This is a genomic window from Kribbella sp. NBC_01510 (assembly GCF_045040325.1).
Taxonomy (GTDB): Bacteria; Actinomycetota; Actinomycetes; order Propionibacteriales; family Kribbellaceae; genus Kribbella.
The window spans coordinates 7,693,657-7,717,666 of sequence record NZ_CP109418.1; the positions used below are offsets into that span (position 1 = coordinate 7,693,657).

General features: G+C 69.3%; 23 protein-coding genes. 11 read left to right on the forward strand and 12 right to left on the reverse strand.

What is annotated here, in order from left to right; genetic code table 11:
* Positions 1-188 precede the first annotated feature (188 nt).
* The 3 genes from OG558_RS37680 to OG558_RS37690 all read right to left on the reverse strand — a co-directional run bounded on the left by OG558_RS37680 (position 189) and on the right by OG558_RS37690 (position 2,560).
* Positions 189-728: a GNAT family N-acetyltransferase gene (locus OG558_RS37680; protein ID WP_405067282.1), complete on the reverse strand. Its 540-nt coding sequence runs from the start codon at positions 726-728 to the stop codon at positions 189-191.
* A 208-nt stretch (positions 729-936) separates the two neighbouring features.
* Positions 937-1,323, reverse strand: coding sequence for a hypothetical protein (locus tag OG558_RS37685; protein WP_405067283.1), 387 nt, complete (start codon positions 1,321-1,323; stop codon positions 937-939).
* A gap of 67 nt (positions 1,324-1,390) precedes the next feature.
* A complete protein-coding gene (locus tag OG558_RS37690; RefSeq protein ID WP_405067284.1) occupies positions 1,391-2,560 on the reverse strand; it encodes a type II CAAX prenyl endopeptidase Rce1 family protein in 1,170 nt (389 codons plus the stop codon).
* 64 nt (positions 2,561-2,624) lie between these two features.
* Here OG558_RS37690 and OG558_RS37695 point away from each other — a divergent pair, with 64 nt between their 5' ends.
* Complete coding sequence (locus OG558_RS37695) at positions 2,625-3,041, forward strand: YkvA family protein (RefSeq protein ID WP_405067285.1); 417 nt, start codon at positions 2,625-2,627, stop codon at positions 3,039-3,041.
* A 3-nt stretch (positions 3,042-3,044) separates the two neighbouring features.
* Positions 3,045-3,776: a sulfite exporter TauE/SafE family protein gene (locus OG558_RS37700; RefSeq protein WP_405067286.1), complete on the forward strand. Its 732-nt coding sequence runs from the start codon at positions 3,045-3,047 to the stop codon at positions 3,774-3,776.
* Positions 3,777-3,790: 14 nt separating this feature from the next.
* On the opposite strand, the gene OG558_RS37705 is transcribed toward OG558_RS37700, so the two are convergent.
* Positions 3,791-4,357, reverse strand: a complete 567-nt coding sequence (locus tag OG558_RS37705; RefSeq protein WP_405067287.1) for a TetR/AcrR family transcriptional regulator — start codon at positions 4,355-4,357, stop codon at positions 3,791-3,793.
* Between the two features lie 46 nt (positions 4,358-4,403).
* Between OG558_RS37705 and OG558_RS37710 the strand changes: the two genes are divergently transcribed.
* Positions 4,404-6,818 (forward strand): beta-glucosidase, encoded by a 2,415-nt coding sequence (locus OG558_RS37710; RefSeq protein ID WP_405067288.1) that lies wholly within the window; start codon positions 4,404-4,406, stop codon positions 6,816-6,818.
* On the opposite strand, the gene OG558_RS37715 is transcribed toward OG558_RS37710, so the two are convergent.
* Positions 6,754-7,803 carry an ArsR/SmtB family transcription factor gene (locus tag OG558_RS37715; protein ID WP_405067289.1) on the reverse strand — a complete coding sequence of 350 codons (1,050 nt, stop codon included), beginning with the start codon at positions 7,801-7,803 and terminating at the stop codon, positions 6,754-6,756. The genes OG558_RS37710 and OG558_RS37715 overlap by 65 nt on opposite strands.
* Before the next feature lie 139 nt (positions 7,804-7,942).
* Between OG558_RS37715 and OG558_RS37720 the strand changes: the two genes are divergently transcribed.
* The 3 genes from OG558_RS37720 to OG558_RS37730 are packed head-to-tail and all read left to right on the forward strand — an operon-like array spanning position 7,943 to position 10,603.
* Positions 7,943-9,217 (forward strand): hypothetical protein, encoded by a 1,275-nt coding sequence (locus OG558_RS37720; RefSeq protein WP_405067290.1) that lies wholly within the window; start codon positions 7,943-7,945, stop codon positions 9,215-9,217.
* Entirely contained in the window at positions 9,129-9,950 is an 822-nt protein-coding gene (locus OG558_RS37725) for an ATP-binding cassette domain-containing protein (protein ID WP_405067291.1), read from the forward strand. The genes OG558_RS37720 and OG558_RS37725 overlap by 89 nt, the downstream gene beginning before the upstream one ends.
* On the forward strand, positions 9,947-10,603 hold the full coding sequence (locus tag OG558_RS37730) for a hypothetical protein (RefSeq protein ID WP_405067292.1): 657 nt from the start codon (positions 9,947-9,949) through the stop codon (positions 10,601-10,603). The genes OG558_RS37725 and OG558_RS37730 overlap by 4 nt, the downstream gene beginning before the upstream one ends.
* A 1-nt stretch (position 10,604) precedes the next feature.
* Here the strand turns inward: OG558_RS37730 and OG558_RS37735 are convergent, their stop codons facing one another.
* Entirely contained in the window at positions 10,605-11,651 is a 1,047-nt protein-coding gene (locus OG558_RS37735; RefSeq protein WP_405067293.1) for a LacI family DNA-binding transcriptional regulator, read from the reverse strand.
* Positions 11,652-11,655: 4 nt separating this feature from the next.
* Positions 11,656-14,019, reverse strand: coding sequence for a glycoside hydrolase family 3 N-terminal domain-containing protein (locus OG558_RS37740; protein ID WP_405067294.1), 2,364 nt, complete (start codon positions 14,017-14,019; stop codon positions 11,656-11,658).
* Positions 14,020-14,286: 267 nt separating this feature from the next.
* On the opposite strand from OG558_RS37740, the gene OG558_RS37745 reads away from it, so the two are divergent.
* The 3 genes from OG558_RS37745 to OG558_RS37755 are packed head-to-tail and all read left to right on the forward strand — an operon-like array spanning position 14,287 to position 17,525.
* Positions 14,287-15,639, forward strand: coding sequence for an extracellular solute-binding protein (locus OG558_RS37745; RefSeq protein WP_405067295.1), 1,353 nt, complete (start codon positions 14,287-14,289; stop codon positions 15,637-15,639).
* 49 nt (positions 15,640-15,688) lie between these two features.
* A complete protein-coding gene (locus tag OG558_RS37750) occupies positions 15,689-16,630 on the forward strand; it encodes a carbohydrate ABC transporter permease (RefSeq protein ID WP_405067296.1) in 942 nt (313 codons plus the stop codon).
* A 1-nt stretch (position 16,631) separates the two neighbouring features.
* A complete protein-coding gene (locus tag OG558_RS37755; protein ID WP_405067297.1) occupies positions 16,632-17,525 on the forward strand; it encodes a carbohydrate ABC transporter permease in 894 nt (297 codons plus the stop codon).
* On the opposite strand, the gene OG558_RS37760 is transcribed toward OG558_RS37755, so the two are convergent.
* Entirely contained in the window at positions 17,526-17,882 is a 357-nt protein-coding gene (locus OG558_RS37760; protein ID WP_329476321.1) for a DoxX family protein, read from the reverse strand.
* Between the two features lie 73 nt (positions 17,883-17,955).
* Here OG558_RS37760 and OG558_RS37765 point away from each other — a divergent pair, with 73 nt between their 5' ends.
* Positions 17,956-18,510 (forward strand): TetR/AcrR family transcriptional regulator, encoded by a 555-nt coding sequence (locus tag OG558_RS37765; protein ID WP_405067298.1) that lies wholly within the window; start codon positions 17,956-17,958, stop codon positions 18,508-18,510.
* On the opposite strand, the gene OG558_RS37770 is transcribed toward OG558_RS37765, so the two are convergent.
* Genes OG558_RS37770 through OG558_RS37780 form a run of 3 tightly spaced genes read right to left on the reverse strand, consistent with a single transcriptional unit; the run spans position 18,432 to position 21,116 of the window.
* The gene (locus OG558_RS37770; RefSeq protein ID WP_405067299.1) at positions 18,432-19,238 is read right to left on the reverse strand and encodes an FAD:protein FMN transferase; all 807 of its coding nucleotides are present in this window, start codon (positions 19,236-19,238) and stop codon (positions 18,432-18,434) included. The genes OG558_RS37765 and OG558_RS37770 overlap by 79 nt on opposite strands.
* On the reverse strand, positions 19,235-19,729 hold the full coding sequence (locus OG558_RS37775; protein ID WP_405067300.1) for an FMN-binding protein: 495 nt from the start codon (positions 19,727-19,729) through the stop codon (positions 19,235-19,237). Before OG558_RS37775 ends, OG558_RS37770 begins: the two co-directional genes overlap by 4 nt.
* Positions 19,730-19,733: 4 nt before the next feature.
* Entirely contained in the window at positions 19,734-21,116 is a 1,383-nt protein-coding gene (locus OG558_RS37780; RefSeq protein ID WP_405067301.1) for a ferric reductase-like transmembrane domain-containing protein, read from the reverse strand.
* A 241-nt stretch (positions 21,117-21,357) separates the two neighbouring features.
* On the opposite strand from OG558_RS37780, the gene OG558_RS37785 reads away from it, so the two are divergent.
* The gene (locus tag OG558_RS37785; protein WP_405067302.1) at positions 21,358-23,640 is read left to right on the forward strand and encodes a HelD family protein; all 2,283 of its coding nucleotides are present in this window, start codon (positions 21,358-21,360) and stop codon (positions 23,638-23,640) included.
* Here OG558_RS37785 and OG558_RS37790 read toward each other — a convergent pair.
* On the reverse strand, positions 23,609-24,010 hold the full coding sequence (locus OG558_RS37790) for a cupin domain-containing protein (RefSeq protein ID WP_405067303.1): 402 nt from the start codon (positions 24,008-24,010) through the stop codon (positions 23,609-23,611). The two genes, OG558_RS37785 and OG558_RS37790, sit on opposite strands and share 32 nt — an antisense overlap.

Here is a 24,010-nt window from a genome sequence, read left to right on the forward strand (position 1 = left end):
CGGAGTGGCTGGGGCCGGCGGGGTGGGGCGATGGGGTGGTGGTCAAGGAAGGTCGGCGGAGGTCGGGGCGGGGGCAGGCGCGGAGGGGTCAGGCCGCCTGGCTGGTTGGGGGCGGAGGGATTAGGCGGCGCCTGGCTGGTTGGGGGCGGAGGGATTAGGCGGCGCCTGGCTGGTTGGGGGCGGAGGGATTAGGCGGCGCCTGGGTGGTTGGGAGCTAGGAAGACGATGATGTCGTGTTCGGGGCCGCGGGTTTCGGGTTCCTTCCAGCCGATGCGGCGGTAGAAGGCGATCGTGTCGTGAGCCTGGTTCCAGGTCAGCAGCCAGGCGCGCGGGTGTTCGGCGGTGGCCAGCGACAGGAGCCGCCGGCCGAGGCCGGTCCCCCGGGCGCGCTCGGCCACGCCGAGCTCGTCGATCTCGAACGCGCCGATCAGCAGCTCCCTGACCTGCTCCGGACCCAGCCGGTCGAGCACGCTCCCGTACGCGCGATCCCTGCGGAACGGCGCCGGCGTCGTCCAGCCACTCACGAACCCGGCGATCCGACCGTCCTCCGACCGCTCGATCCAGGCGCGGAACCCGTTCCGGAGCGCATCGCTGTCCAGGCGCTTCCGGAACGCGGTTCGGGTCTGCTCGGGATCCCGGTGGTCCCAGGGCGGTGCCGTGAACACCTCGACGTACGCGTCCGTCAGTTCATCCGCGATCCCGAGGATGTCCGCGCCATACGTCTGCATCACCTCAACCTAGACCTGAGCACACCGGCCCGACCGGCGGCCGTCACTCCGCGGCCGGTCAGTCCGCGGCCGGTCAGTCCGTGGCCGGTCAGGCCGTCGCCGGTCTGCTCGTGGCTGCTCGGGTTGTGACCGGTCGGGTTGTGACCGGTCGGGTTGTGACCGGTCGGCTCGTGGCCGGTCGGCTCGTGACTGGTCGGCTGGTGACTGGTCAGGTTGTGGCCGGGGTGGGGGTGGGCTCCGCGGGTGCGGGGGGCGCGGCGAGTGGGGCGGGCGCGACCGGCGCGGCGAGCGGGGCGGACGCGACTGGGGCGGTCCGGGTGGCGGGCGTGGTCAGGGTGGCCGGGGCGGCGGCGATCGACTCCAGCTCGGTGCGGAACTGGGGCAGCATCCATCGGAACGGCTGGTCGAGCACGCGGGCGATGGTTGCCTCGTCGACGCGGAGCAGGCCTCCGATCCGGGTGAGCGCGTCCGGCTCGTCGGTCGCGGCGTACAGGAGATGGACGACCTCGTGCCGGTGTGCGAACACGGCCAGCGCGGCGGCGGCCAAACCTGCGTCGATTTCGGGCGGACTGGTGATTTCCCCGTTAACTGTCACGACACCATCAACCCGCGAATGGCCCGGTCGGTTACGTGTCAGTCGTTTCAGTGACCTCGCGCCAGGCTCAGCTCGGCAGCCAGGACACCTTGCCGAGGAGGTAGGTCGCGCCGATCAGAGCGGTGGTGTCCATCAGCGTATGGGCCACGACGAACGGCATGATCCGGCCCCAGCGGCGGTACAGGTAGGTGAAGATCACGCCCATGATCACGTTGCCGGCGAAGCCGCCGAGGCCCTGGTAGAGGTGGTAGGAGCCGCGCAGGAGCGCGCTCGCGGCGGTGGCGCTGCGGACGGACCAGCCCAGCTGGTCCAGGCGGTGGTTCAGGTAGCCGAGGACGATGACTTCCTCGAGGATGGCGTTCTGCGCGGAGACCGCGACCAGGATCGGGATGCGCCACCAGTAGTCGGGCAGTTGGGACGGGTCGACGGTCAGGTTCACGCCGGAGGCGTGTGCAGCGATGTAGAAGAGCAGGCCTGCTCCCCCGATACAGGCGGCAACCGCCGTCCCCCGACCGAGATCGCGCCACCGATCCCTCAGATCGAATCCGATCGCCCGGAGCGACTCACCACCGCGCGCGAACAGATGCGCCACGAGCGCGACCGGCACCAGTGCGGTCACCACCGCGAAGATCTGCCAGGAGAGATCCAGCCAAGGCCGCCCCGGGGCTCGCGACCCCACGATCACGGCCGTCTGCCCACTGATGGGCTTCGCCGACGTCAGCACCCCCACAAACGAAATCAGCGCCGACACCCCGGAAGCTCCCAGGGACAACGCCAGCACCAACCAAACCTCCTGCGTCAGCAATCGCCGACTGACCCCGACCGGCATCGCGACAGACGACGGATCGCCGGAGTCGGAACCTGCGCGCGCTGGGGACGCGGGAGGAGTCGCGGCGGAAGACAGATCGCCGGTAGCGGCGCGGGCTGGGGACGCCGAACGGGTCGCGGCGGAAGACGGATCGCCGGCACCCGCGCGCGCTGGGGAGGCCGGAGGGGTCGCTGACGGACCGCGGGGACTCGCCGCGTCGGAGGCCGGATCACCGGCGTGGGTGCCGGACGATGACGAGTCGACCGGGGTCGGCGGGCCGGACGAAGACGAGTCGACCCGAGTCGGCGGGCCGGACGAAGACGAGTCGACCCGGGTCGGCGGGGCGGACGATGACGGGTCGGCCGAGGTCGGCGGGCCGAGCGGGTTGAGCTCGGCGGGATCGGCGGATTCGTCGGCGGATCTCGTCATGCGACTACTATCCCCCCGCCAGCCCACGGACCGCCCTTCAGCACCCAGAGCCAGAATGGGCCGGGTGACAGCTGAGTGGTGGTCGATCGTGGCGGGTGCCGCCGCCGGCATCTTGCTGTTGTGGATAGCGCTGATCGTTGCCCTGTGGTTCGCCCGCCCCGACGAACTGCGGATCCGCGACGCCCTGCGGCTCCTGCCTGACCTGGTGCGACTGCTGCGGCGCCTGGCGGCTGACCGAACGCTGCCCCGCGGGGTCCGGGTCCGGCTATGGCTCCTGCTGGTCTACCTCGCCCTACCGTTCGACCTCGTGCCCGACTTCATCCCCGTGATCGGGTACGCCGATGACGCGGTGATCGTCGCGTTCGCACTCCGTTCGGTCACTCGCCGAGCCGGTCCTGCCGCGTTGGACCGGCACTGGCCCGGTACGCCGGACGGCCTGGCCGCCGTACGACGCCTCGCCGGCCTCCCCGCGGCCTGCTGAGACATGCTCACCGATTTCGTGCCCACCCTGCTCGCCGCGTCGGCGGCCGCGTTCGCACTGGCAGCGCTCTCCGCAGTCGCCGGATTCGGCGGCGGCGTACTCCTGCTGCCGGTGTTCACCGCGCTCTTCGGTCTGCGTGTCGCGGTGCCGATGCTGACCCTGACCCAACTGTCCAGCAACGCCTCCCGCGCCTGGCTGAACCGGCATGAACTCCGTTGGCCGCTGATCGGCTGGTTCGCCCTCGGCGCCGTGCCCTGCGCGGTCGCCGGCGGCATCCTGCTCACCCACGCGCCGCTCGCCGCACTGCAACGGCTGCTCGGGGTGTTCTTGATCGCCGTGGTGGTCTGGCGGCGGTTCAATCGGCGTACCCGCAAGCCCGCCGATCCGGCCTTTGCGGTGGTCGGCGCGGCGTCCGGCCTCGGCTCGGCACTGCTCGGCTCGGTCGGCCCACTCACAGCACCGTTCTTCCTGGCCTACGGCCTCACCCGCGCCGCCTACATCGGCACCGAAGCCGCGAGCGCCCTCACCATGCATCTCACGAAGATCGCCACCTACGGAGCCGGTGACCTGCTCACCCGCCAGGTGCTGCTCTACGGCGTCGCTCTCACCCCGGCGACCCTGCTCGGCGCCTGGACCGGCAAGCAGATCGTCGGCCGCATCAGCGATCGCGTCTTCGTCCTGCTCGTCGAACTCGGCCTGCTCGCCGCCGGAGCACTCTTCCTGATCGGACTCTGACCTGGCACCCGCGATCAGGGGTGGAGGAGCTGGATCAGGTCGTCGAGGAGGTCGGCGGGCTCGGCGTTCAGGTCGAACTGGGATTGGATCTGGAGGCCGTCGGAGAGAGCGATCACGAGAGTGGCGATGGTGCCGGGGTCGGCGGACGGGTTGATGGTGCCGGCAGCCTGACGGGCCTGGACGGACTCGGCCAGGGACTCGCGGAGACGCGCGTACCGATCGACGAAGTAGTCGTGGGCGGGGTGCTGGGGATCGCCGGCTTCGGCCGAGAAGGTCGAATAGAGCTGGACGAGACCCGGTACGTCGCGGTTGTGCCGGATGATCGCGATCAGTTTGCCGATCAGCTCCGACTGCTCGAACCGCTCGACATCCGCCTCGTCCCGGGCCCGCAGGACGGCCACGAACAGCTTCTCCTTGGACCCGAAGTAGTGCAGCAGCCCGGCCTCGCTCAGCCCGACCGCGGCCGCGAGCTCCCGCGTCGAGGTGTTCCGGTAGCCGTGCCGGGCGATCACCTCGAGCGCCGCCCGCAGGATCTCCTCCCGCTTTGCGACACCTTTCGCGTACGGACCTCTGGAAGCCATGACCAAAACCTAGCACTACTCGGTTTTCGCGCGTACAGTCGTCGCCATGATTCCCGCCGACTTCGACGACCTGCTCGGGCAGCTGACGCTCGAGGAGAAGGTCCGGCTCCTGACCGGACAGGACTTCTGGTCCACCCATCCCCTGCCCGGGATCGGCCTGCGCTCGATGGTGCTGTCCGACGGCCCGAGCGGCGTCCGTGGCGCCGTCTGGGACGAGCGCGACCCGTCGCTCAACCTCCCGTCGGCGACCGCGCTCTCGTCGTCCTGGGACCTCGGCATCGCCCATCGGTACGGCGTCGTCTCGGCCCTCGAGGCCCGGCGCAAGAACGTGGACGTCGTGCTCGGCCCGACCATCAACCTGCACCGGTCACCCCTCGGCGGACGGCACTTCGAAGCGTTCAGCGAGGACCCGGTCCTCACCGCCGAGCTCGCCGCCGCGTACGTCGCAGGCGTCCAGGAGCTCGGCGTCGGCGCCACCCCGAAGCACTACGTCGCCAACGACTTCGAGACCGAGCGCTTCACCGCGGACGTGGTCGTGAGCGAGCGCACCCTCCGCGAGGTGTACCTGCTGGCCTTCGAGAAGGCGGTCACCGAGTCCAAGGCGTGGCTGGTGATGAGCGCGTACAACTCGATCAACGGCGCCACCGCCTCGGAGAACGATCTGCTCGAGACACCACTCAACACGGACTGGGGTTTCGACGGGGTCGTGGTGAGCGACTGGACCGCCGTACGCAGCGTGGAGAGCGCGAAGCACTCACAGGACCTGGCGATGCCGGGCCCGGTCGGCGCGTGGGGTGACGCGCTCGTCGAGGCCGTGCGGTCCGGCGAGGTCAAGGAGGACGCGATCGACCGGAAGGTGCTGCGCCTGCTCGCGCTGGCCGCCCGGGTCGGCGCACTCGAAGGCTTCGAGAAGCCGGCCGACGTACCGCAGGTCGATGGCGTCGCATTCACCCGCACCGCCGCGGCTGAAGGCTCGGTGCTGCTCAGCAACAAGAGCGAGCTGCCGTGGACCGCCGACGCGCTGCAGCGGGTCGCGGTGATCGGTCACAACGCCCGCGACGCCCGGACCCAGGGCGGCGGCAGCGCGACCGTCATCCCTTCGTCCGTGGTCTCGCCCCTCGCCGGACTGCAACAGGCCCTCCCGAACGCCGAGATCACTTACTCGATCGGCGCCGTGGTCCAGGAAGGCGTCGCCGAGCTCCCGCTCGCCACGATGACCAATCCGGTGAACGGCCAGCCGGGCGCGCGCGTCCGCTTCCTCGAAGCAGACGGCATGGAGCTGTTCGCCGAGAACCGGTTCTCCAGCGCCCTCGTCTACCTCGGCGGCAACGCACCGATCACCGACACCGCGGTCTTCGAGTTCCACACCACCTACACCCCGGCCGAGAGCGGCGACATCCTGCTCGGCTTCGCCTCCGTCGGCCGCGGCCGGATCTTTGCCGACGGCAACCTTCTGCTCGAGGAGACCGCCGTACCGGTCGGCACGGACCTGGGCGCCGCGCTCCTGTCGCCGCCGTCGGTCACGGCTCCGCTCGCGGTGACCGCCGGCCAGCCGATCGACGTCCGCGTGGAGCTCGATCTCCCCGATCGCGAGGGCGGTCTGGGCAACGCGCTGAGCATCACCGTCGGCGTCGAGCCGGACCGCTCGGACCCCCAGTCGCTGATCGACGAGGCCGTCGCTGCCGCCCGGGCGGCGGACGTCGCCCTCGTGGTGGTCGGCACCAACTCGAAGGTCGAGTCCGAGGGCTACGACCGTACGACGCTCGCCCTGCCGGGCCGCCAGGACGACCTGGTCCGGGCCGTGGTCGCGGTCAACCCACGCACAGTCGTGGTCGTCAACGCGGGTTCACCGGTCCTCCTCCCCTGGCGTGACGACGTCGCGGCCTTGCTGGTCACCTACTTCGGCGGCCAGGAGTACGGCAACGCGCTGGCCGACGTACTGCTCGGAGTCGTCGAGCCCGGCGGCCGCCTCCCGACCACGTGGCCTCGCGAACAGGACGACGTACCGGTCATCGACGTCACCCCGCAGGACGGCGTCGTCCGGTACGACGAAGGCGTGCACATCGGCTACCGCGCGTGGCTCCGGGCCGGCACAGAGCCCGCGTTCGGCTTCGGTCACGGCCTCGGCTACACCACGTGGGAGCTCTCCGATCTCCGCGCCAACGACCCGTCGTCCGTCGCCTTGATCGTTCGCAACACCGGCGAGCGCGACGGCAAGCACGTCGTCCAGGTGTACGCCGAACGCCCCGAAAGCACCGTGGACCGCCCGGTCCGCTGGCTGGCGGGGTTCGCCGTCGTACGCCTGGAGGCCGGTCAGGCCCGCGAGATCACGGTCCAACTGCACGACCGCACCTTCGAGCACTGGGACAACGGCTGGACCACCGAGCCCGGTGCCTTCACTCTCCGGGCCGGCTCGGCTGTGTCGGATCTGCCGCTCTCGACCGAACTGCGGATCCGCTAGCTGCCCGGCCGGCCGAGCCTGGCCCGGACTGGTTCGACGCCGGTCGTCGTGCGACGCGACGGCCGGTGTCGGACTGCCAGTAGAGGACCGAGCGTCCGGACCGCCGTCGCTCCAGCAGTCCGGCGCCGGTCAGCACGCGAAGGTGGTCCGACACCGTGGCCAGGGACAGGCCGGTCGTTGCGACGAGCAACGTCGTACTGACCGGGCCGGCGGCCTCGACGAGGATGCGCGCGCGGTTGCGGCCCAGCAGCTCGACCAGCGGCTCGTCGGGCGTCTCGGTGCCGGCGAAGATCCCGGTCACCGGATAGGTCAGCGCGAACCGGTCCGGCAGCCGCCAACTGACATGGCCCCGGTTCGTGTGGGCCGCGATGAACATCAGATCGCGGCCACGCACATCCGTCCGCGGGTAGTCCCAGCGGTTCACCTGGATCCGCCCGTCACCGAGCCAGCGGACATCCGGCCCGAGCCCCCGCAGTACGCCGGACCACCCCTGCTCGCTGAGCCGCGACGTACGCGACACGATGTCGGCCTGCAACACGCGCAGCCGTCGCGGCCAGTCAGGCTCGACCGTGGTGGTCCACACCCACCGCAGCAACCCGGCCGCCTGCTCGGCCAGTCCCTGCGACTCGAGCAGCAAGGATGGCAGCGTCGTCCGTACGACGCTCAGGTCCGCGCGGATGTGGTCGTCGTCGAGCGAGGTGAGCAGCTCGAGTTCGTCGGACAACTCGAGGTCCGGCTCGAGCGGTGGCACGGTGAGGAAGTCGGCGAGCCAGCTCCGGCCGAAGGCGTTGCCGAGGATCGCCGCCCAGATCGGATTGTCCGCCAGCTCGCGCTGGAACGCGGTGACGTGGGCGTCCTTCCACGCGCGGTACCAGGGCTCGGCGGGCGTGCTCAGCATCTGCAGCGCCGACACCGTCTCGGTCAGCTGCGAGGTGCCGAACCGGGCGTTCGCCAGCGTGTCGGCATCGACCAGGAACTCGGACAACGTTTCGCCTCCACCCGAAACTGTAGGCCTGGAAGAAGGCTACGCCGAGGCTTCGGGACATGAAGGAGCGAAGCGAGTTCATCATCAAGCACAGCGCATCTCGTGTCTCATCCGCGCCCGGAGCGAAGCGAGGACGTGGATGAGCACCTATGCGGCGATCTTCGCCAATCGCGAGTTCCGCAATCTGTGGATCGGCAGTGCCCTCGGCAACGCGGCGTCGACGATGACCAGCCTCACGCTCGCGATCATGGTCGACGCCACCACCGGGTCCGCGCTGCTGGCGGCGATGATCATGTTCGGCCCGTCGCTCGCCCAGGTCCTCGGCGTCTCCACGCTGATGTCGGCGGCCGACACCGCCCGGCCGCGCCGGGTGCTCACCCTGCTCGCCGGACTCTCCACGGTCGCGATCTGCGCCCAGGCTGCCCTGGATCTCTCCCCGGGACTCCGGCTCCTGCTCGCGCTCGCGGTTGCCTACGGACTGTCGATCGGCTCCGGCGTCCGCTGGGGCCTGCTCGGCGAGGTGGTCGGCGAGGACCAGTTCATCCTCGGTCGCTCGGCGATGAACCTGTCCGTCGGCGCGATGCAGATCGCCGGCTTCGGCATCGCCGGACTGTTGCTTCAGGCAATCAGTCCGTCGGCGGTGCTCTGGCTGGCGACCGGCTTCTCCGCCCTGACCGTTCCGGTGCTCCGCTTCGGGCTGCGCAACCGCGCGCCCCGGCGAGTCGCGCGGACCGGCCTCGGCGAGACCTGGCGCGGCAACCGTCGTCTGCTCGGCCAGGCGAGAACTCGCCCGCTGCTCCTGGCACTGTCCATCCCCAACGGCCTGATGGTCGGCTGCGAGGCCCTCTTCGTCCCGTACGCCGGTCCGCGCGCCGGCTGGCTGCTGGCGGCCGGCGCTGCCGGCATGATGACCGGCGATCTCGTCGCCGGGCGGTTCCTCACCCGCACCGGCCGCCGGCTCGCAGGCCGCTGGCTGCGGTTCCTGCTGGCCGTGCCGTTCCTCGGCTTCGCCTTCGACCTGCCGATCGCGGTCCTGGCTGTGCTCGTCGCGGTCGGCAGCAGCGGCTATTCGGCGTCCTTGTCCCAGCAGGAGGTGCTGGTCGACCTCACCCCGTCCGATCTCCGTGGCCAGGTCCTCGGCCTGGAGTCCGCGCTCCGGATGACCGCCTTCGGCGTCTTCGCGATCCTGGCCGGCGCCCTCGCCGACCTGACCTCCGCGGCACCGGCCATCACCGCCTTCGCCGCCGCCTCGCTCCTGGCTTCCGCGGTCCTCACCCGCCCGCTGGCACGCGTGATGACCCCCAACGCATGGATAGGCTCGCCGCATGGAAGTAGTACGGCTCCGGAAGGTGTCCAAGCGGTACGGCCGGCGGGAGATCCTGGCGGACGTCGACCTGCGGGTGAACGCGGGTGAGCTGCTCGCACTGGTCGGCGCCAACGGCTCGGGGAAGTCCACCGTGCTCAAGCTGATGGTCGGCCTGTCCCGTCCATCGACGGGCACGGTCCGGCGCACTGCGCGGGTCGTGAGCTACGTGCCCGACGTGTTCGCGTCGCACGATCGCTTGTCGGCTTCGGCGTACCTGCGGCACATGGGACGGATCCGCGGCCTCAGCGACCGGGTGGCCCGGGACCGGGCCGGCGAACTGCTGGATCGGCTCGCGCTGTCGGGTGGCGCGGACACGCCGATGCGGAAGTTGTCCAAGGGCAACGCGCAGAAGGTCGCGCTGGCCCAGGCACTGCTCGACCCACCGCAACTCCTCGTCCTCGACGAACCCTGGTCCGGACTCGACTCCGCCGCTCACGCGACACTGCGCGAGCTCCTCACCGAGACCGGCGAGCAGGGTGCTGCGGTCGCCTTCACCGAGCACTCCGACCTGGTCGTCCGCTCCACCGCGACCCGAGTCTGCGAACTCCGCAACGGACAGCTTCACGCCACCGAAGGCGCGCCACCGGCCATGCTGACCGAGATCTCCCTGATCGCCGGGGCCGAGCTCGACTGGACCCGGCAGCCAGACGTCCTCGAGGTACGCCGCCACGACACCGGCGTCACGTTGATGCTGCCGACCGGCCGCCACGACGCGGCCCTGCTGACTGCGCTCAACCACGGCTGGTCGGTCACCACGGTCCGGCAGGTGAAGCCCGAGTGACCGCTCTCTACCGCTACCTCATGGCCAGCGTCCTGCTCTCCCAGCGCTACCTGCCCCCGACGCTGATCTTCCTCGCCGCAATGGCCGTCGGTACGACGTCCGACAACGGACCACTCCAGTCGTCGTACGCGTTCTGCGTGCTCGCGATGCTGGTCTGCACGACCTGGCTGACGGTGAGTCTCGTCAACCACGAGGACCCGACCCAGCACAAGATCACCCTGGTCATGATCGGCAGCTCCCTGCGCGTCCTCGTGATCACTGTCACCGTCGTCCTGACCTGGTGCGTCCCGCTGCTCGTGGTCGGCATCGTCTACCCGATCGTCACCGGGAAGCATGTCTTCACGGCCGGCGATCTCGTGGTCGGCGCGGCCGCCCAACTCGCAGCGGCGATGATCGGGATCGCCATCGGACTGCTCTGCTCGCGCCTGGTCATCCCCCGCATCGGCATCGCGATGCTGACCGCGGCCGCCGCAATCCTCGCCGTCCTCCTGCTCCGCTGGATCTCCCCGATCCGTCCCCTGATGACCCTCCTGTCGGATGGACGCACGCCGGGGGGCACCGCCGTACCGCTCACGCTCCTGACCGGCTTGGCCGTGGCCATCCTGATCGCTGCCCTGTTCGCCACGAAGGCGCTCGCCGACCGGAGGGAATGAGTCAGGAGGCGGCGACGGAGGAGATGTGGATGGGGGCGGCCGAGCCGCGGATGATCAGGGAGGTGGCGAGTTCTACGTGGTGGGAGGCGACCTTTTCGCCGGCGGCGAGTTGGAGGGCGGTGCGGAGGGCGACGGCGCCCATCTCGCGGAGGGGCTGCTTCACGGTGGTCAGCGGCGGTGACGCGAGGCGGGCTACCTCGGTGTCGTCGAAGCCCACCACGCTGAGATCCTCGGGGACGCGCAGACCGCGCGCTCGAGCCGCCTCCAGAATCCCGAGCGCCACCTCGTCGCTCCCCGCGAAGATCGCGGACGGCCGGTCCGGCAGATCGAGGAGCGCACAGCCGCCGGCCAGGCCATCGTCGTACAGGAAGTCCTGCAACCAGATGTGCTCGGCCGGCACGGACGCGCCGACCGCCTCCATGGCGCTGCGGAAGCCGCTCATCCGGGCTTGGTTGCAGCCCGAGGTCGGCGGACCGCCGACGTAGCCGATCCGCCGGTGCCCGAGCGACAGCAGGTACTGCGTCGCGGCCATGCCGCCGGCGAAGTTGGTCGAGCCGACGCTGGTCACATCGGGCTGCGCGATGTTCATCGGGTCCACCACGACGAGCGGCAGCCGGGCCCGCGACAGCGCGGCCAGGTCCGCGGCGGACAGTTCGCTGGTGATGCCGATCGCGGCGCGGCGGCGGTTGCCGATCAGTTCCCGGATCCACCGGGCCGCCCGGCCGACGTTCGACGTCCGCGGATGCCGCGGGTGTGCGTTGAGGATGACATCCACACCGGCCGCCTGACCGGCCTCGACCACGCCCTGGATCACCTCGACCGAGTACGCGTTGACAACGCCCTGGTAGAACAACTCGACGGTGTCGCGCTGGACCGGGTTCGGCCGGCGGCCGACGTACCCGTGCCGCTCCAGGATCTCCTGCACCCGCGCCCGGGTGGCCGGCGCGACGTCGCTGCGACCGTTCAGCACCTTGGAGACCGTCGCCACCGAGACGCCGGCCGTGTCCGCCACCGTCGCCAGGGTGACGCGACCCTTCAACCGCGACATCTCATCACCCTCCTCCGGGATCCTGGACCGTCACCGGCGTCGTCAGCACACGCTGGTGCCCGACCACCCTCACATCCCCGGTGATCCGGACCGTGGCACGACACGGCAGGTCCAGAGACGACGTGCCGAGCATCACTTCGAAGTCTCCGGGCTCGACGATCCGCCGCAGGTCGGGACCCGTGTACGCCGTCCGATCGGCATGCACCCGGAACGTCACGTCGGCCGCGGCCCCCGGCTCCAGCGACACCCGCGAGAACCCGGTCAGCAACTTCAACGGCCGCGCCACCCGCGCCACCACATCGCGCAGATACAGCTGGACGACCTCGTCGCCGGCGCGTTCACCGGTGTTTCGCACCCGCACCGTCGCGGTGAACTCGCCGTCGTTCCCGATCTCGGTCGCACTCAACCGCAGATCGTCCACCGCGAAACTCGTGTACGACGCGCCGTACCCGAAGGGGAACAGTGGCCGGACCTCGAGGCCGCTGATGCCGGCACTCTCCACGCTGCCGAGAGCCGGCTGCAAGTAGGTACCGGGCTGCCCACCGACGTGCCGTGGGATCTGCACCGGCAGCTTGCCACTCGGCACGATCCGCCCACTGAGGACGCCGGCCATCGCGCCGGCACCCTCCTGGCCGGGAATGAACGCCTGCACCAGGCCGGCGACCCGATCCGCGATCCCGCCGAGCGAATAGGGACGACCCGAGACCACCACGACCACGACCGGTGTGCCGCTGTCGAGCAGCGCGTCGAGCATGTCGGCCTGGACCCCGGGCAGCCGCAGGTCCTCGGCGTCACACCCTTCGCCCGAGGTGCCGTGGCCGAACAGTCCGGACAGGTCGCCGACGTACGCGACGCAAAGGTCCGCGGCACGCGCCGCCTCGACCGCCGCCGTGAAGCCGGAGCGGTCCTCGCCCATGACCTCGCAGCCCTTCACATGCAGGAGATCCACGCCGGACAGTTCGTTGCGCAGGGCATCGAACGGGGTGGTCACCTGGATGCCGAGATCGCGGTCGGGATACCGCGGCAGGACATGGTTCGGGAACGCGTAGCACCCCATCAGCGTGCGCGCGTCGGCCGCGCACGGACCGACCACCGCGACCTTCGTCAGCTCGCGCGACAGCGGCAACGCCGAGCCGGCGTCGAGCAGCACGACGGACTTCTCCGCGAGCTCCCGCGCGATGGCCCGGTTCTCCGCCGAGTCGAGGTCGACCTCGCCGGTACGGACCGAACCCTCCGGAGTCCACCCCGGATCGAGCAGACCCAGCTCGATCTTCTGCAGCAGCAGTCGCCGCGCCGCGCGATCGATCAGGTCCTCGGACACATCCCCCGACTTCACCTTGTCGAGCAGTCCGGCGAAGCCGATCGTGTCCGGCAGTTCGACATCGGTGCCGGTGGTCAGCGCCAGCACGCCCGCATCGGCGTTGTCGGCCGCGACCCGATGCATCGAGGCGAGGAACGGCACCGCCCAGTAGTCCGACACGACCGTGCCGCCGAACCCCCACTCGTCACGCAGTACGTCGCCGAACAGCCACGGATCCGCACTCGCGGGCAGCCCGTCGACATCGGCGTACGAACTCATCACCGAGGCGGCGCCGGCGGTCGCGATCGCGGTCTCGAACGTCGGCAGGATGATGTCGAGCAACTCGCGCCGGCCCATCGACACCGGCCCGTGGTTGCGCCCGGCCCGGGACGCAGAGTAACCGGCGAAGTGCTTCAGCGTCGCCAGCACGCCCGCACTCTGCAGGCCCCGGACGTACGCCGAACCCAGCAGCGCGACCAGATACGGATCCTCGCCGATCGTCTCCTCCACGCGACCCCAGCGATAGTCGCGGACCACGTCCAGCACCGGCGACAACCCTTGGTGTACGCCGACCGCGGCCATGTCCCGCCCGATCGCGGCGGCCATCCGCTCGACCAGTCCGGGATCGAAAGTCGCACCCCACGCGATCGACGCCGGGTAGACGGTCGCGCCGTACGTCGTGAAGCCGGTCAGGCACTCCTCGTGGACGAGGGCCGGGACGCCGAGCCGGGAGTCCTTCAGGACGACCTCATGCTGACGGATCAGCTCGGCCACACCCTCCTCGACGGACAGCGGGACGCTGCCCCAGACCCGGGTCAGGTGACCGAGGCCGTCGCGGCTCGCCTCGGCCAGCGACAGCGAGGCGCCGGTGGCGAACACATCCTCCATCGGCGCGACGTTGATCGTTTCGTCCGCGGGCAGCTCGGTGTCGGCCATGTCGTTGCCGGCCCAGCGGCTCCCCAGCTGGGCGATCTTCTCCTCCAGCGTCATCGCCTGCAGCAGCAGGTCGGCGCGCCGGGCGGCGGACAGCGCGGGATCGCGCCACGGCCGATCACTCGAGGTGGACAAGAAGTTCTCCCTAAATCAGAACTCGGCATGGTGACAAAGTATCGAAAACTTTCGACGATTACGGCTGCTGGTTGCGGTCCGCGGCGGCTTTCGTGATTCTCCTGTGACCACAAGCGAATCCGTGACCTCACTGTGACCCCCGAGTGCCACTAGTTCAAGTCTTGACAGCAGTATCTCCGAAATCTATGTTTCGAAAACAAGTCATATCGACAGGTGCTTCCGCAACCTGTGGGGGCAGCACGGAGTACGGAGATCACAGTGGATCCCATGACGACATCTCGGCGTACCTTCCTCGGCCTGGTCGGTGGCGGCGCACTGGCGGCCGGTCTCGCCGCGTGCGGCAGCTCCGGCCCGAAGAGCACGTCCGGTTCGACCACCGGCGGCGCGGCCGCCGGCAGCGGGACGACGACGTACTGGTTCCTGACCGGTCAGCCGCAGCAGGCGATCCGGGAGGCTCAGGTCAAGCGGTTCAACGACGCGAACTCGAGCAGCACGATCAAGACCACCGAGTTCCAGAACGACGCCTTCAAGCAGAAGATCAAGACCGCCATCGGCGCCGGCCAGGGCCCGACGCTGATCTGGGGCTGGGGCGGCGGCGGCCTGAAGTCCTACGTCGACGCCAACCAGGTCGAGGACCTCACCGGCTGGTTCGGTGACAACGCCGACCTGAAGAACTCGATCTTCCCGTCCGCGTTCGGCGCGGCCACCGTCGGCAGCAAGATCTACGCGATGCCGGTCGAGACCGTCACACCGATCGTGCTGTTCTACGACAAGCGCTCGTTCGAGAAGGTCGGCGCCGAGCCCCCGAAGTCGTGGCAGGACATCATGAACCTGGTGCCCAAGTTCAACGACAAGGGCATCGCGCCGTTCTCGCTCGGCGGGCAGTCGCGCTGGACCAACATGATGTGGCTGGAGTTCCTGTTCGACCGGATCGGCGGGAGTGAGGTCTTCCAGAGCATCTACGAGGGCAAGGCGAACGGCTGGTCCGACCCGTCCGCGCTGAAGGCGCTCGAAGAGATGCAGAACCTGATCAAGGCGAACGGCTTCATCAAGGGCTTCTCCTCGATCACCGCCGACTCCAACGCCGACCAGGCCCTGCTCTACACCGGCAAGGCCGCGATGATGCTGCACGGCGCCTGGACCTACGGGAACATGAAGGCCTCTGGTGGCGACTTCGTGACCGGTGGGCACCTCGGCTACATGAACTTCCCGCCGTACGACGGCGGCAAGGGCGACCCGACCGACACCGTCGGCAACCCGGGCCAGTACCTGTCGATCTCCTCCAAGGCCAGCCAGGCCGACAAGGACAACGCGAAGAAGTTCCTGGCCAACAACACCCTCGACAAAGACTCGGTCGACGCGTGGGTGAAGTCGGGCAACATCGCGGTCGCGAAGAACTCGAAGGACAGGCTCGCCTCGATCACCGACACGAACGACAAGGACTGGCTGAACTTCGTCTACGACACCTCGGCGAACGCGAAGACCTTCGCCCAGTCCTGGGACCAGGCGCTCAGCCCGACCCAGGCCGAGACGCTGCTCGACAACATCGCCAAGCTGTTCCAGCTGTCGATCTCCCCGCAGCAGTTCGCCGACAACATGAACGCGGTGATCGGCCAGTGAGTGTGCTCTTGACCGCGCCTGCGCTCCTCGATCAAGGCTCGGAGATCCCATGACCGTGACCGCTCCGCCCGTCGCATCGTCGACTGGCCGCCGCCTGTCGTTTCACTCCGGCTCGACCCGCGTCGGGCGGAGCGGTCCGGTCGCCTGGATGGTGCTGCCGGCCCTGGTGATGTTCGTGGTGTTCGGCGTCGTCCCCCTGGTCGGTGTGTTCGTGCTGAGCTTCACCAAGTGGGACGGACTCGGCCCGATCCATCCCGCCGGCGTGGCGAACTGGCAGGTCGCGCTCAGGGATCCGGGGCTGTACCACGCGCTGTGGGTGACCTTCGAGATCATGATCCTGTCCTGGCTGGTCCAGACCCCGATGAGCCTGCTGCTCGGGGTGTTCCTGGCCGGCCGGCAGCGGTACCGCGCGTTCCTCGCCGTCCTGTTCTTCATCCCGCTGCTGCTCAGCTCGGCGGCGATCGCGATCACCTACAAGGCGCTGCTCGACCCGAACTTCGGCCTCGGCCCGGGGCTGCACCTCGGCTTCCTGACCCAGGACTGGCTCGGCCAGGCCAACCTCGCCATCGCCGTGATCATCTTCATCGTGTCCTGGCAGTTCATCCCGTTCCACTCGCTCATCTACCAAGGCGGCGTCCGGCAGATCCCGGTCTCGATGTACGAGGCGGCCGCGATCGACGGCGCGGGGCGGGTGCGGCAGTTCTTCAGCATCACCGTGCCGCAGCTGAAGTACACGATCATCACGTCGTCGACACTGATGGTGGTCGGTTCGCTGACCTTCTTCGACCTGATCTTCGTGCTGACCGCCGGTGGACCGGGCGACTCGACCCGGGTACTGGCGCTGCTCATGTACCAGCAGGGGTTCATGTCCAACCAGATGGGTCTGGCCAGCGTGATCGCGGTCGTTATCGTCGTCCTGGGCCTGCTCCTGGCGCTGCTGCTCCGCAGACTCGGCGGCAGCACGACGGCCAGCCAGTTGGAAGGAATGTGACATGGCCGTGGTGATCGGGGAAACGCGGGCGACGGCGCGACCGGCCGGGCGCGGTGGCGCTCCGGCCGGGCGAAAGCTGCGCCAGATGAACTGGCTCGGCGGGATCGCGGGCTGGCTGTGGCTCCTGGTCGTGATGATCCCGCTGTACTGGATCGTCGTCACCAGCTTCAAAGACCAGACCGTGTACTTCACCCACAACCCGCTCTCACTGCCGACGGAGCCGACGCTCGCCAACTACCGACTGGTGATCGAGTCCGATTTCCCGCGGTACTTCGTGAACAGCGTGATCGTTGCCGCCGGCACCGTGATCCCGGCGGGCGCGATCGCGTTCATGGCGGCGTACGCGATCGTCCGCGGTGCGGGCAGCCGGTTCCTGGGGGCGACGAACGGGTTGTTCCTGATGGGCCTCGCGATCCCGCTGCAGGCGACCATCATCCCGGTCTACCTGCTGATCATCAAGATGCACCTCTACGACAGCCTGATCGCGCTGATCCTGCCGTCGATCGCGTTCGCGATCCCGCTGTCCGTGCTGGTGCTGACCAACTTCATCCGGGACGTACCGAAGGAACTGTTCGAGTCGATGCGGGTCGACGGCGCCACCGAGTGGGGAATGCTGCGGACACTCGCGCTGCCGCTCACCCGGCCGGCCCTCGTCACCGTCGGCATCTACAACGGCCTCGCGGTCTGGAACGGCTTCCTGCTTCCCCTGATCCTGACCCAGAGCCCGGAGAAGCGGACACTTCCGCTCGCACTGTGGACCTTCCAGGGCCAGTTCAGCGTGAACGTCCCGGCGGTGCTCGCCTCGGTCGTGCTCACCACTCTGCCGATCGTCATCCTGTACGCCGTCTTCCGTCGGCAACTGCTCAGCGGCCTGACCGCCGGCTTCAGCAAGTAGCTACAACCGCCTCGTCCTGGGCCGGAGGGCCCAGGACGTCAGCGTCAGGACGGCGAACGCGGCAGGCGCGATCATCGCGGTGAACTGGTGCACGGCGGCGTTCGACGCCGCCGCGCCGGTCATGTTGATCATCACGCCCGCGTACGCCCATTCCTTCAGCCGCGGCAGCCGGGGCGCGAGCAGCACGACCGCGGCGGCGAGCTTCGCCGTCCCGAGAATGGTGGCGAAGTAGCTCGGATACCCGAGATCGATCATCATCGGGTAGAACGGCGCCAGCCGCAGCAGGTCCATCGTGCCGCCGACGGCGCTCTCCGTCACCACGATCGCGGTGGCGACCCAGTACGCAGTTCTCCTCATCGGATCACCAGCTATCGAAACGATCCCGTACTCTTATCTATCGATACGATAGCGTTTCGATGGAGGTGGATCAATGGCAGCTGCGTCCCGCGGCGACGGCGCCCGGCAACGGGTGCTCGCGGCCGCGCTCGAGGTGCTCGACGAGTCCGGCCTGGCCGGCTTCACGATGGAGGCGGTCGCGCGGCGGGCCGGGGCGAGCAAGGCGACGCTGTACCGGCGCTGGCCGACCACCGGCGCGCTGCTGATCGACGCGATGGACGCCACCTTCCGGCCGTTCCCGCAGCCCGACACCGGCCGGGTGACGAGCGATGTCGCCGAGATCCTGACGGCATTCGTCGCGATGCTCGAGCACACCGCATTCCCGCGACTGCTCGCCGCCTTCATCGACGCGGCCGAACGCGATCCGGCCTTGTCCCGCCTCCACACCGACCTGACCAACCGCCGCCGCGAACCACTTCTCGCCGTCCTGAAACGCGGCCGCGAGCGCGGTGAGCTCGGCGCCGACACCGATCCCGAGCTCACTACGGATCTGCTCACCAGCCCGTTCTTCTACCGTCGCTTCGTTGCCCACCGCCCTATTCCGCGCGGCATGGTCGACGAGGTGATCTCCCGGGTGCTGTCGCCGTAGAGCCGGCGCGTGCCGTCGCTGAGGATCACCAGGCCAGTACGCCGGGGGCGGGACCGGAGCCAGGTCAGTGCGTCAGGCCCCAGGGCGAAGGCCGCGGTGGCGTCGATGTCGGCTTGGGTGAGGGTCGGGTAGATGACGGTGACCGAGGCCAGCGTGGTCGGCGTCGCGCCGGTGCGAGCGTCGGTGATGTGGTCGCCGCGCCGGTGCAGCGCGGAGGTGGCGATCGCACCGTTGCGAATCGGGACGACAGCGGCCACTTTGTCCGGGTCGTGCGGATCCTCGATGCCGATCCGCCAAGCGGGCGCGTCCGGCGTGGCGACGTGACACGTCATGTCACCGCCGGCGGAGAGGCAGTAGTCCGTGTCCGGCAACTGGTCGAAGGCGTGCGCGGCGCGTTCGACCGCCCATCCCTTCACCACCCCACTCGGGTCCAATCCGTGCTCGCGCCGTACGTCGAACGCACCGCCGGACTCCAGTCGGGCGCGTTCGCCCAGCTCGAGGACTTCGGCGACCTCGGGCGGACAGTCCGCGACGGCCAGCTCGCCGCGGTTGAGGCGGGAAATGTACGAGTCCGTGCGGTAGGTGCTGAAGATGCGGTCGGCTGCGTGGAGGATGTCGAGCGCGCCGGACCACGCCCGCGCGGCCGAGTCGTCGTCGGTGTGGCGGCCGCGCAAGGCCAGGCTGATCGGCATCCCCATCACGTGGTCGACGTACCGGCTGGTGGTCATTTCGCCTGGTCCAAAGCGCTTTGCAGGGAACGGATGTAGCCGTCACTGGTGACCGTCGCGCCGCTGACCATGTCGATCTGCGCGCTCTGCGCCTGCTTGGTCTCGTCGATCAGGATCGGCAACGCATACCCGTTGATCTCGGCGTCACGGTGATTCCCGTTCGGGTACTGCAGGACGCTGACGTCGGTGATCTTCCCGCTCTGCAGAGTGAGCTGGACCTGGACGGGTCCCCACTGCGTCGAGGCGACGTCACCGGTGACCGTGGACGAGGACGACGAAGGCGTTGCCGACGGCGAGGGCGTGCCGCCGGTGTCGGTCCCATCACCGCCGGACCCGGCACCGGCCGCCGGGCTGGGCGTCGGCGTGCTGCTCACCGAGCCGCTACCGATCGGCCGCGCCACGGCCTGCGGGCCGGAGGTCGAGGTGTGGTAGCCGAACAGCAGTACGACAACAGACGCCGTACCGAGGAACCAGAAGACGATGCGTTTCACAGGGTCACCAACTGAAGGATTCGAGATGGAGGCGTTCGGGCGGGAGGCCGGCGGCGGCGAGCGTGCGTTTCACCAATTGGGTCCAGTTGTCGGGGCCGCACAGGTAGACGTCGCGTTCGGCGATGTCGGGGATCCAGGACAGCAGGGCCTGCAGGTCGTCGAGGTCGTCGATTCCCGGGCCAAGCCACGAGTCGGTGCGCCGACGATGGCCGGGCACTGTCAGCAGGTCGAGACCGCGCTGGTGGCGCAGTGCCTGGAACTCAGAGGAGAACAACGGCTCGTCGGTGTACCGCTGGACCAGGATCGCGTCGCGCGGGGCGTAGCTCAGACCCTCGGCGAGAGCTCGCAGCGGCGTGATGCCGACGCCGGCGCCGATCAGGGCGATCTTCCGCTCGGTCCGGGCTCGCGGACTCAAACGCCCGTACGGACCCTCGACAAAGACGCGGGTGCCGGGCCGCACCGCGCGGAGTGCCGCGCTGCCGTCACCTGCCTCCTGGACGGTGATGCGCAGACCGCGCCCGTCCGGCGCGGCCGACAAGGAGTACGGGTTGGCCCGCGTCCAGCCGGGCCGGCCGAGGAACCGCCAATGGAAGAACTGCCCGGCCTCGGCTCGCAGCCGGTCCAGTCGCCGGCCCGCGACGTACACCGAAACCACGCGATCGGCCTCCGGTACGACGGCTGTCACGCGCAACCCGTGCCGTACGTTGCGCCGGATCGGCACACCGACCCGGTAGACGAGGATCGTCGCTGCCGCGACCGCCCAGGCCGTCCACCAGAACACGGTCCGGCCGGTCGACGACAGGAACTCCTGGCCCGTCCAGAGCTGGTGCGGAAGCGCGAGTCCGACCCCGAGATAGGCATACAAGTGCAGGAGGTGCCATGACTCGTAGCGGATCCGCCGTCGCGCGGCCTTGATACTCGTCACCACGCTCAGACACAGGCAGACCGTGCCACCGACCGCCAGCAGCATGCCGGGATAGTCGACGGTCAGATCCCACAGCATCGCGGGTGTCCTGCCCAACTCCCCCGCGGCGTACCCCCAGGTGATCGTGACAAGATGCGCCAGCATCAGATTGAACGACGTGAATCCCACCAGCCGGTGAATGCGCGCCAGGCGGTCCTGGCCGAACGCGGCCTCGAGCATCGGCACACGGGCCATCAGGACCACCTGGGCCAGCAGCAGCACCGCGGCCACCAACCCGGTCAGCCGGCCCAGCGAGGTGAGCCCGGTGGCCCAGCCGCCCAGCTCCTGCACCCCGCCGCCGGCCACCCACCAGTAGCTGACCAGCAACAGGCTCAGCCACAGCACGGCGAGGGCGCCGAGCCGCACCGCACCGTCGTTGCGAGCCCGTCGTCCTGGCAGCACGAGGACGGGTGTCTCGATCATGGCGGCTCCTGGGATGTGGCGGGTCCACCCCAGTGTCGAGTGGCCGTCTGAGCACAACCTTCGGCTTCCCTGTGAGCCTGCTGTGAAACGGTCGTTCCACATCGGCGGGCATTGCCCGTGGCGACGGAATTCGCTACCGTTGAGTGTTTTGTGGCGTAAAACAAAAAAGATGCCCTGGAAAGGCATCTGGCAACAGATTATCAGGAATTCGGGGATTCTGCAATCACGAATCGGGGGCAGGATGACGGATCAGGTGCTGGGGCGCGAGATCGCCGCCGAACAAGGCCTGGTGACGGCGATGTACGACCGGCTCGACGTGCTGCGGGAGCGGGCCCGGGCGGAACTGCACCGCGTCCAAGGCGAGGAAACCACGCAGAACAATCAGGCCTACACGGAGCGCGAATCGTTCACGGACTTGTTCTCCGGCCGACTCTCCCAATTGTCGTCGGTGGAGCGCGGATTGTGTTTCGGGCGGATCGACGAAACCGCCGGCGACCGGTTCCACATCGGCCGGATCGGATTGTTCGACGAGAACTACGACCCGATCCTGATCGACTGGCGGACGCCGGTCGCGCAGGTCTTCTACCGCGCCACGTCGGCCGACCCGCTGGGCGTCAAGCGGCGGCGGCACATCCGGCTGCACGGCCGGACGGTGGCCGGCGTGGACGACGACGTCCTCGCCCTCGCTGCGCTCGGTGACGCCGAGCGCAGCACCCTGATCGGCGAGGCCGCGCTGCTGTCGTCGCTCGGCGCGAGCCGCACCGGCCGGATGAACGAGATCGTCGCGACGATCCAGTCCGAGCAGGACGAAATCATCCGCTCCGGACTCCCTGGCGTCCTCGTCGTCCAAGGTGGTCCGGGCACCGGCAAGACCGTGGTCGCGCTGCACCGGGCGGCGTACCTGCTCTACACGTATCGCGAGCAGCTTGCGCGCAGCGGCGTACTGGTGGTCGGGCCGAACAGCACCTTCCTGCGCTACATCGACCAGGTGCTGCCCTCACTCGGCGAGACCGGCGTCGTGCTGGCGACGATCAGTGAGCTGTACCCGGGTGTGGTGGCGACGGCGCCGGAGTCGCCGGCGGCCGCCCGGATCAAAGGTGGCGTGGCCTTGGCCGACGTCCTCGCGCAGGCGGTCCGCGGCTTCCAGCTGGTCCCGGGCGCGCCGATCAGGCTCAAGGTCGACCAGCACGAGCTCGTGCTGCGGCCGGACGTCGTACGCAAGGCGCAGACCAAGGCCCGGGAGTCGGACGAGCCGTACAACCAGGCGCGCGGGATCTTCGTCGGGCGGATCCTCAAGACGTTCACCAACCAGATCGTCGACCGGCTCGGACGCCAGTACGTCGGCGCGGAGGACATCGAGGACATCCGCAAGGAACTGACCGAGGACGACCGGGTCCAGGCGCTGCTCGACCGCCTCTGGCCCGAGCTCACTCCGCAACTCCTCGTCTCGGTGCTGTTCTCCTCACCCGAGCGACTGGCCGCGGCGGCACCGCACCTCACCGACGAGGAACGCGCCGCAGTGCTCCGGCCGCTGGACGCGGACTGGACGGCGTCCGATGTCGCGCTGCTCGACGAAGCGGCCGAGCTGCTCGGTGACACCGACGCAACTGTTGCCGCACGCAACCGTCAGGCTTCCGATGCGGACGCTGCCGAGGCGGCCAACCGGGAGTACGCCCGCGGCGTCGTCGCCATCGAGCTGACCGCGGAGCGGATCGAGATCATGCCGTGGGAGATCGAGCAGTTCGCCGATCTGGTCGCCCGCCGGACCCAGCTGATCGAGAACCCGGTCACCCTGGCGGAGCGCGCGGCCTCCGATCGCACCTGGGTGTTCGGGCATGTGATCGTCGACGAGGCGCAGGAGCTGTCCGAGCTGGACTGGCGGATGCTGATGCGCCGTTGCCCGCGTCGCTCGATGACACTGGTCGGCGACATCGCCCAGACCGGGTCGGCGGCGGGCGTGCGGTCGTGGGCCGACCTGCTCGACAAGTACGCGCCGCGGCGGTGGCGCAGCGCCGAGCTGACCGTCAACTACCGCACGCCCGCGGAGATCATGACCGTCGCGGCCGACGTCCTCGCCGCGATCGACCCGTCCCTGCAGCCACCGGCCTCGGTGCGCGAGACGGGTATCGAGCCGTGGACCCGGAGCGTGTCTGCCGAGAAGTTCACCGATGCACTGATCACCGCGATCAAGGCCGAACGCGAGTCGATCCACGACGGCCGTCTCGCCGTCATCGTGCCTGCGCCCCGGTACGACGAGTTGGCCGCCGTACTCACGGATGTTGCCCACGGCCACGATCCGTCCGTCCTCGACGCGGACGTCGCGCTCCTCGACGTACTCCAGTCCAAGGGCCTCGAGTTCGACGCCGTGCTGATCGCCGACCCGGCCGGCATCATCACCGAGTCCGACCGCGGCCTCTCCGACCTCTACGTCGCGGTCAGCCGCGCCACCAAACGCCTCGGCATCCTCAGCTCCGGTGACCTCCCGGAGGTGCTCACGCAGGTACGACGTACTCCGCGTCCGTGACGTGGTCGCCCCACTCCGTCTCCGGTTCGTCGGAGCCGGTGCCTTCCCAGATAGCGGTGTGGACCATGAAGTTGTCCGGGGCACCGCCGTGCCAGTGCCACTCTCCCGGCGGGGTGTAGATCACGTCACCGGGGCGGATCAGGGTGACCTCGCCACCGCGGGACTGGATCAGGCCGACGCCATCGGTGACGTGGAGGGTCTGGCCGTTCGTGTGCCGGTGCCAGGCGGTCCGGGCACAGGGCGCGAACCGGACGGTGTTGACCCGCACCCGGGACGGCGCCTCGCCGCGGATCACGACGTCGAACCAGACGTCACCGGTGAACCACTCGGCGGGGCCTTTGGCGGTGGGGGTCTTGGGGAGGATCTGCAC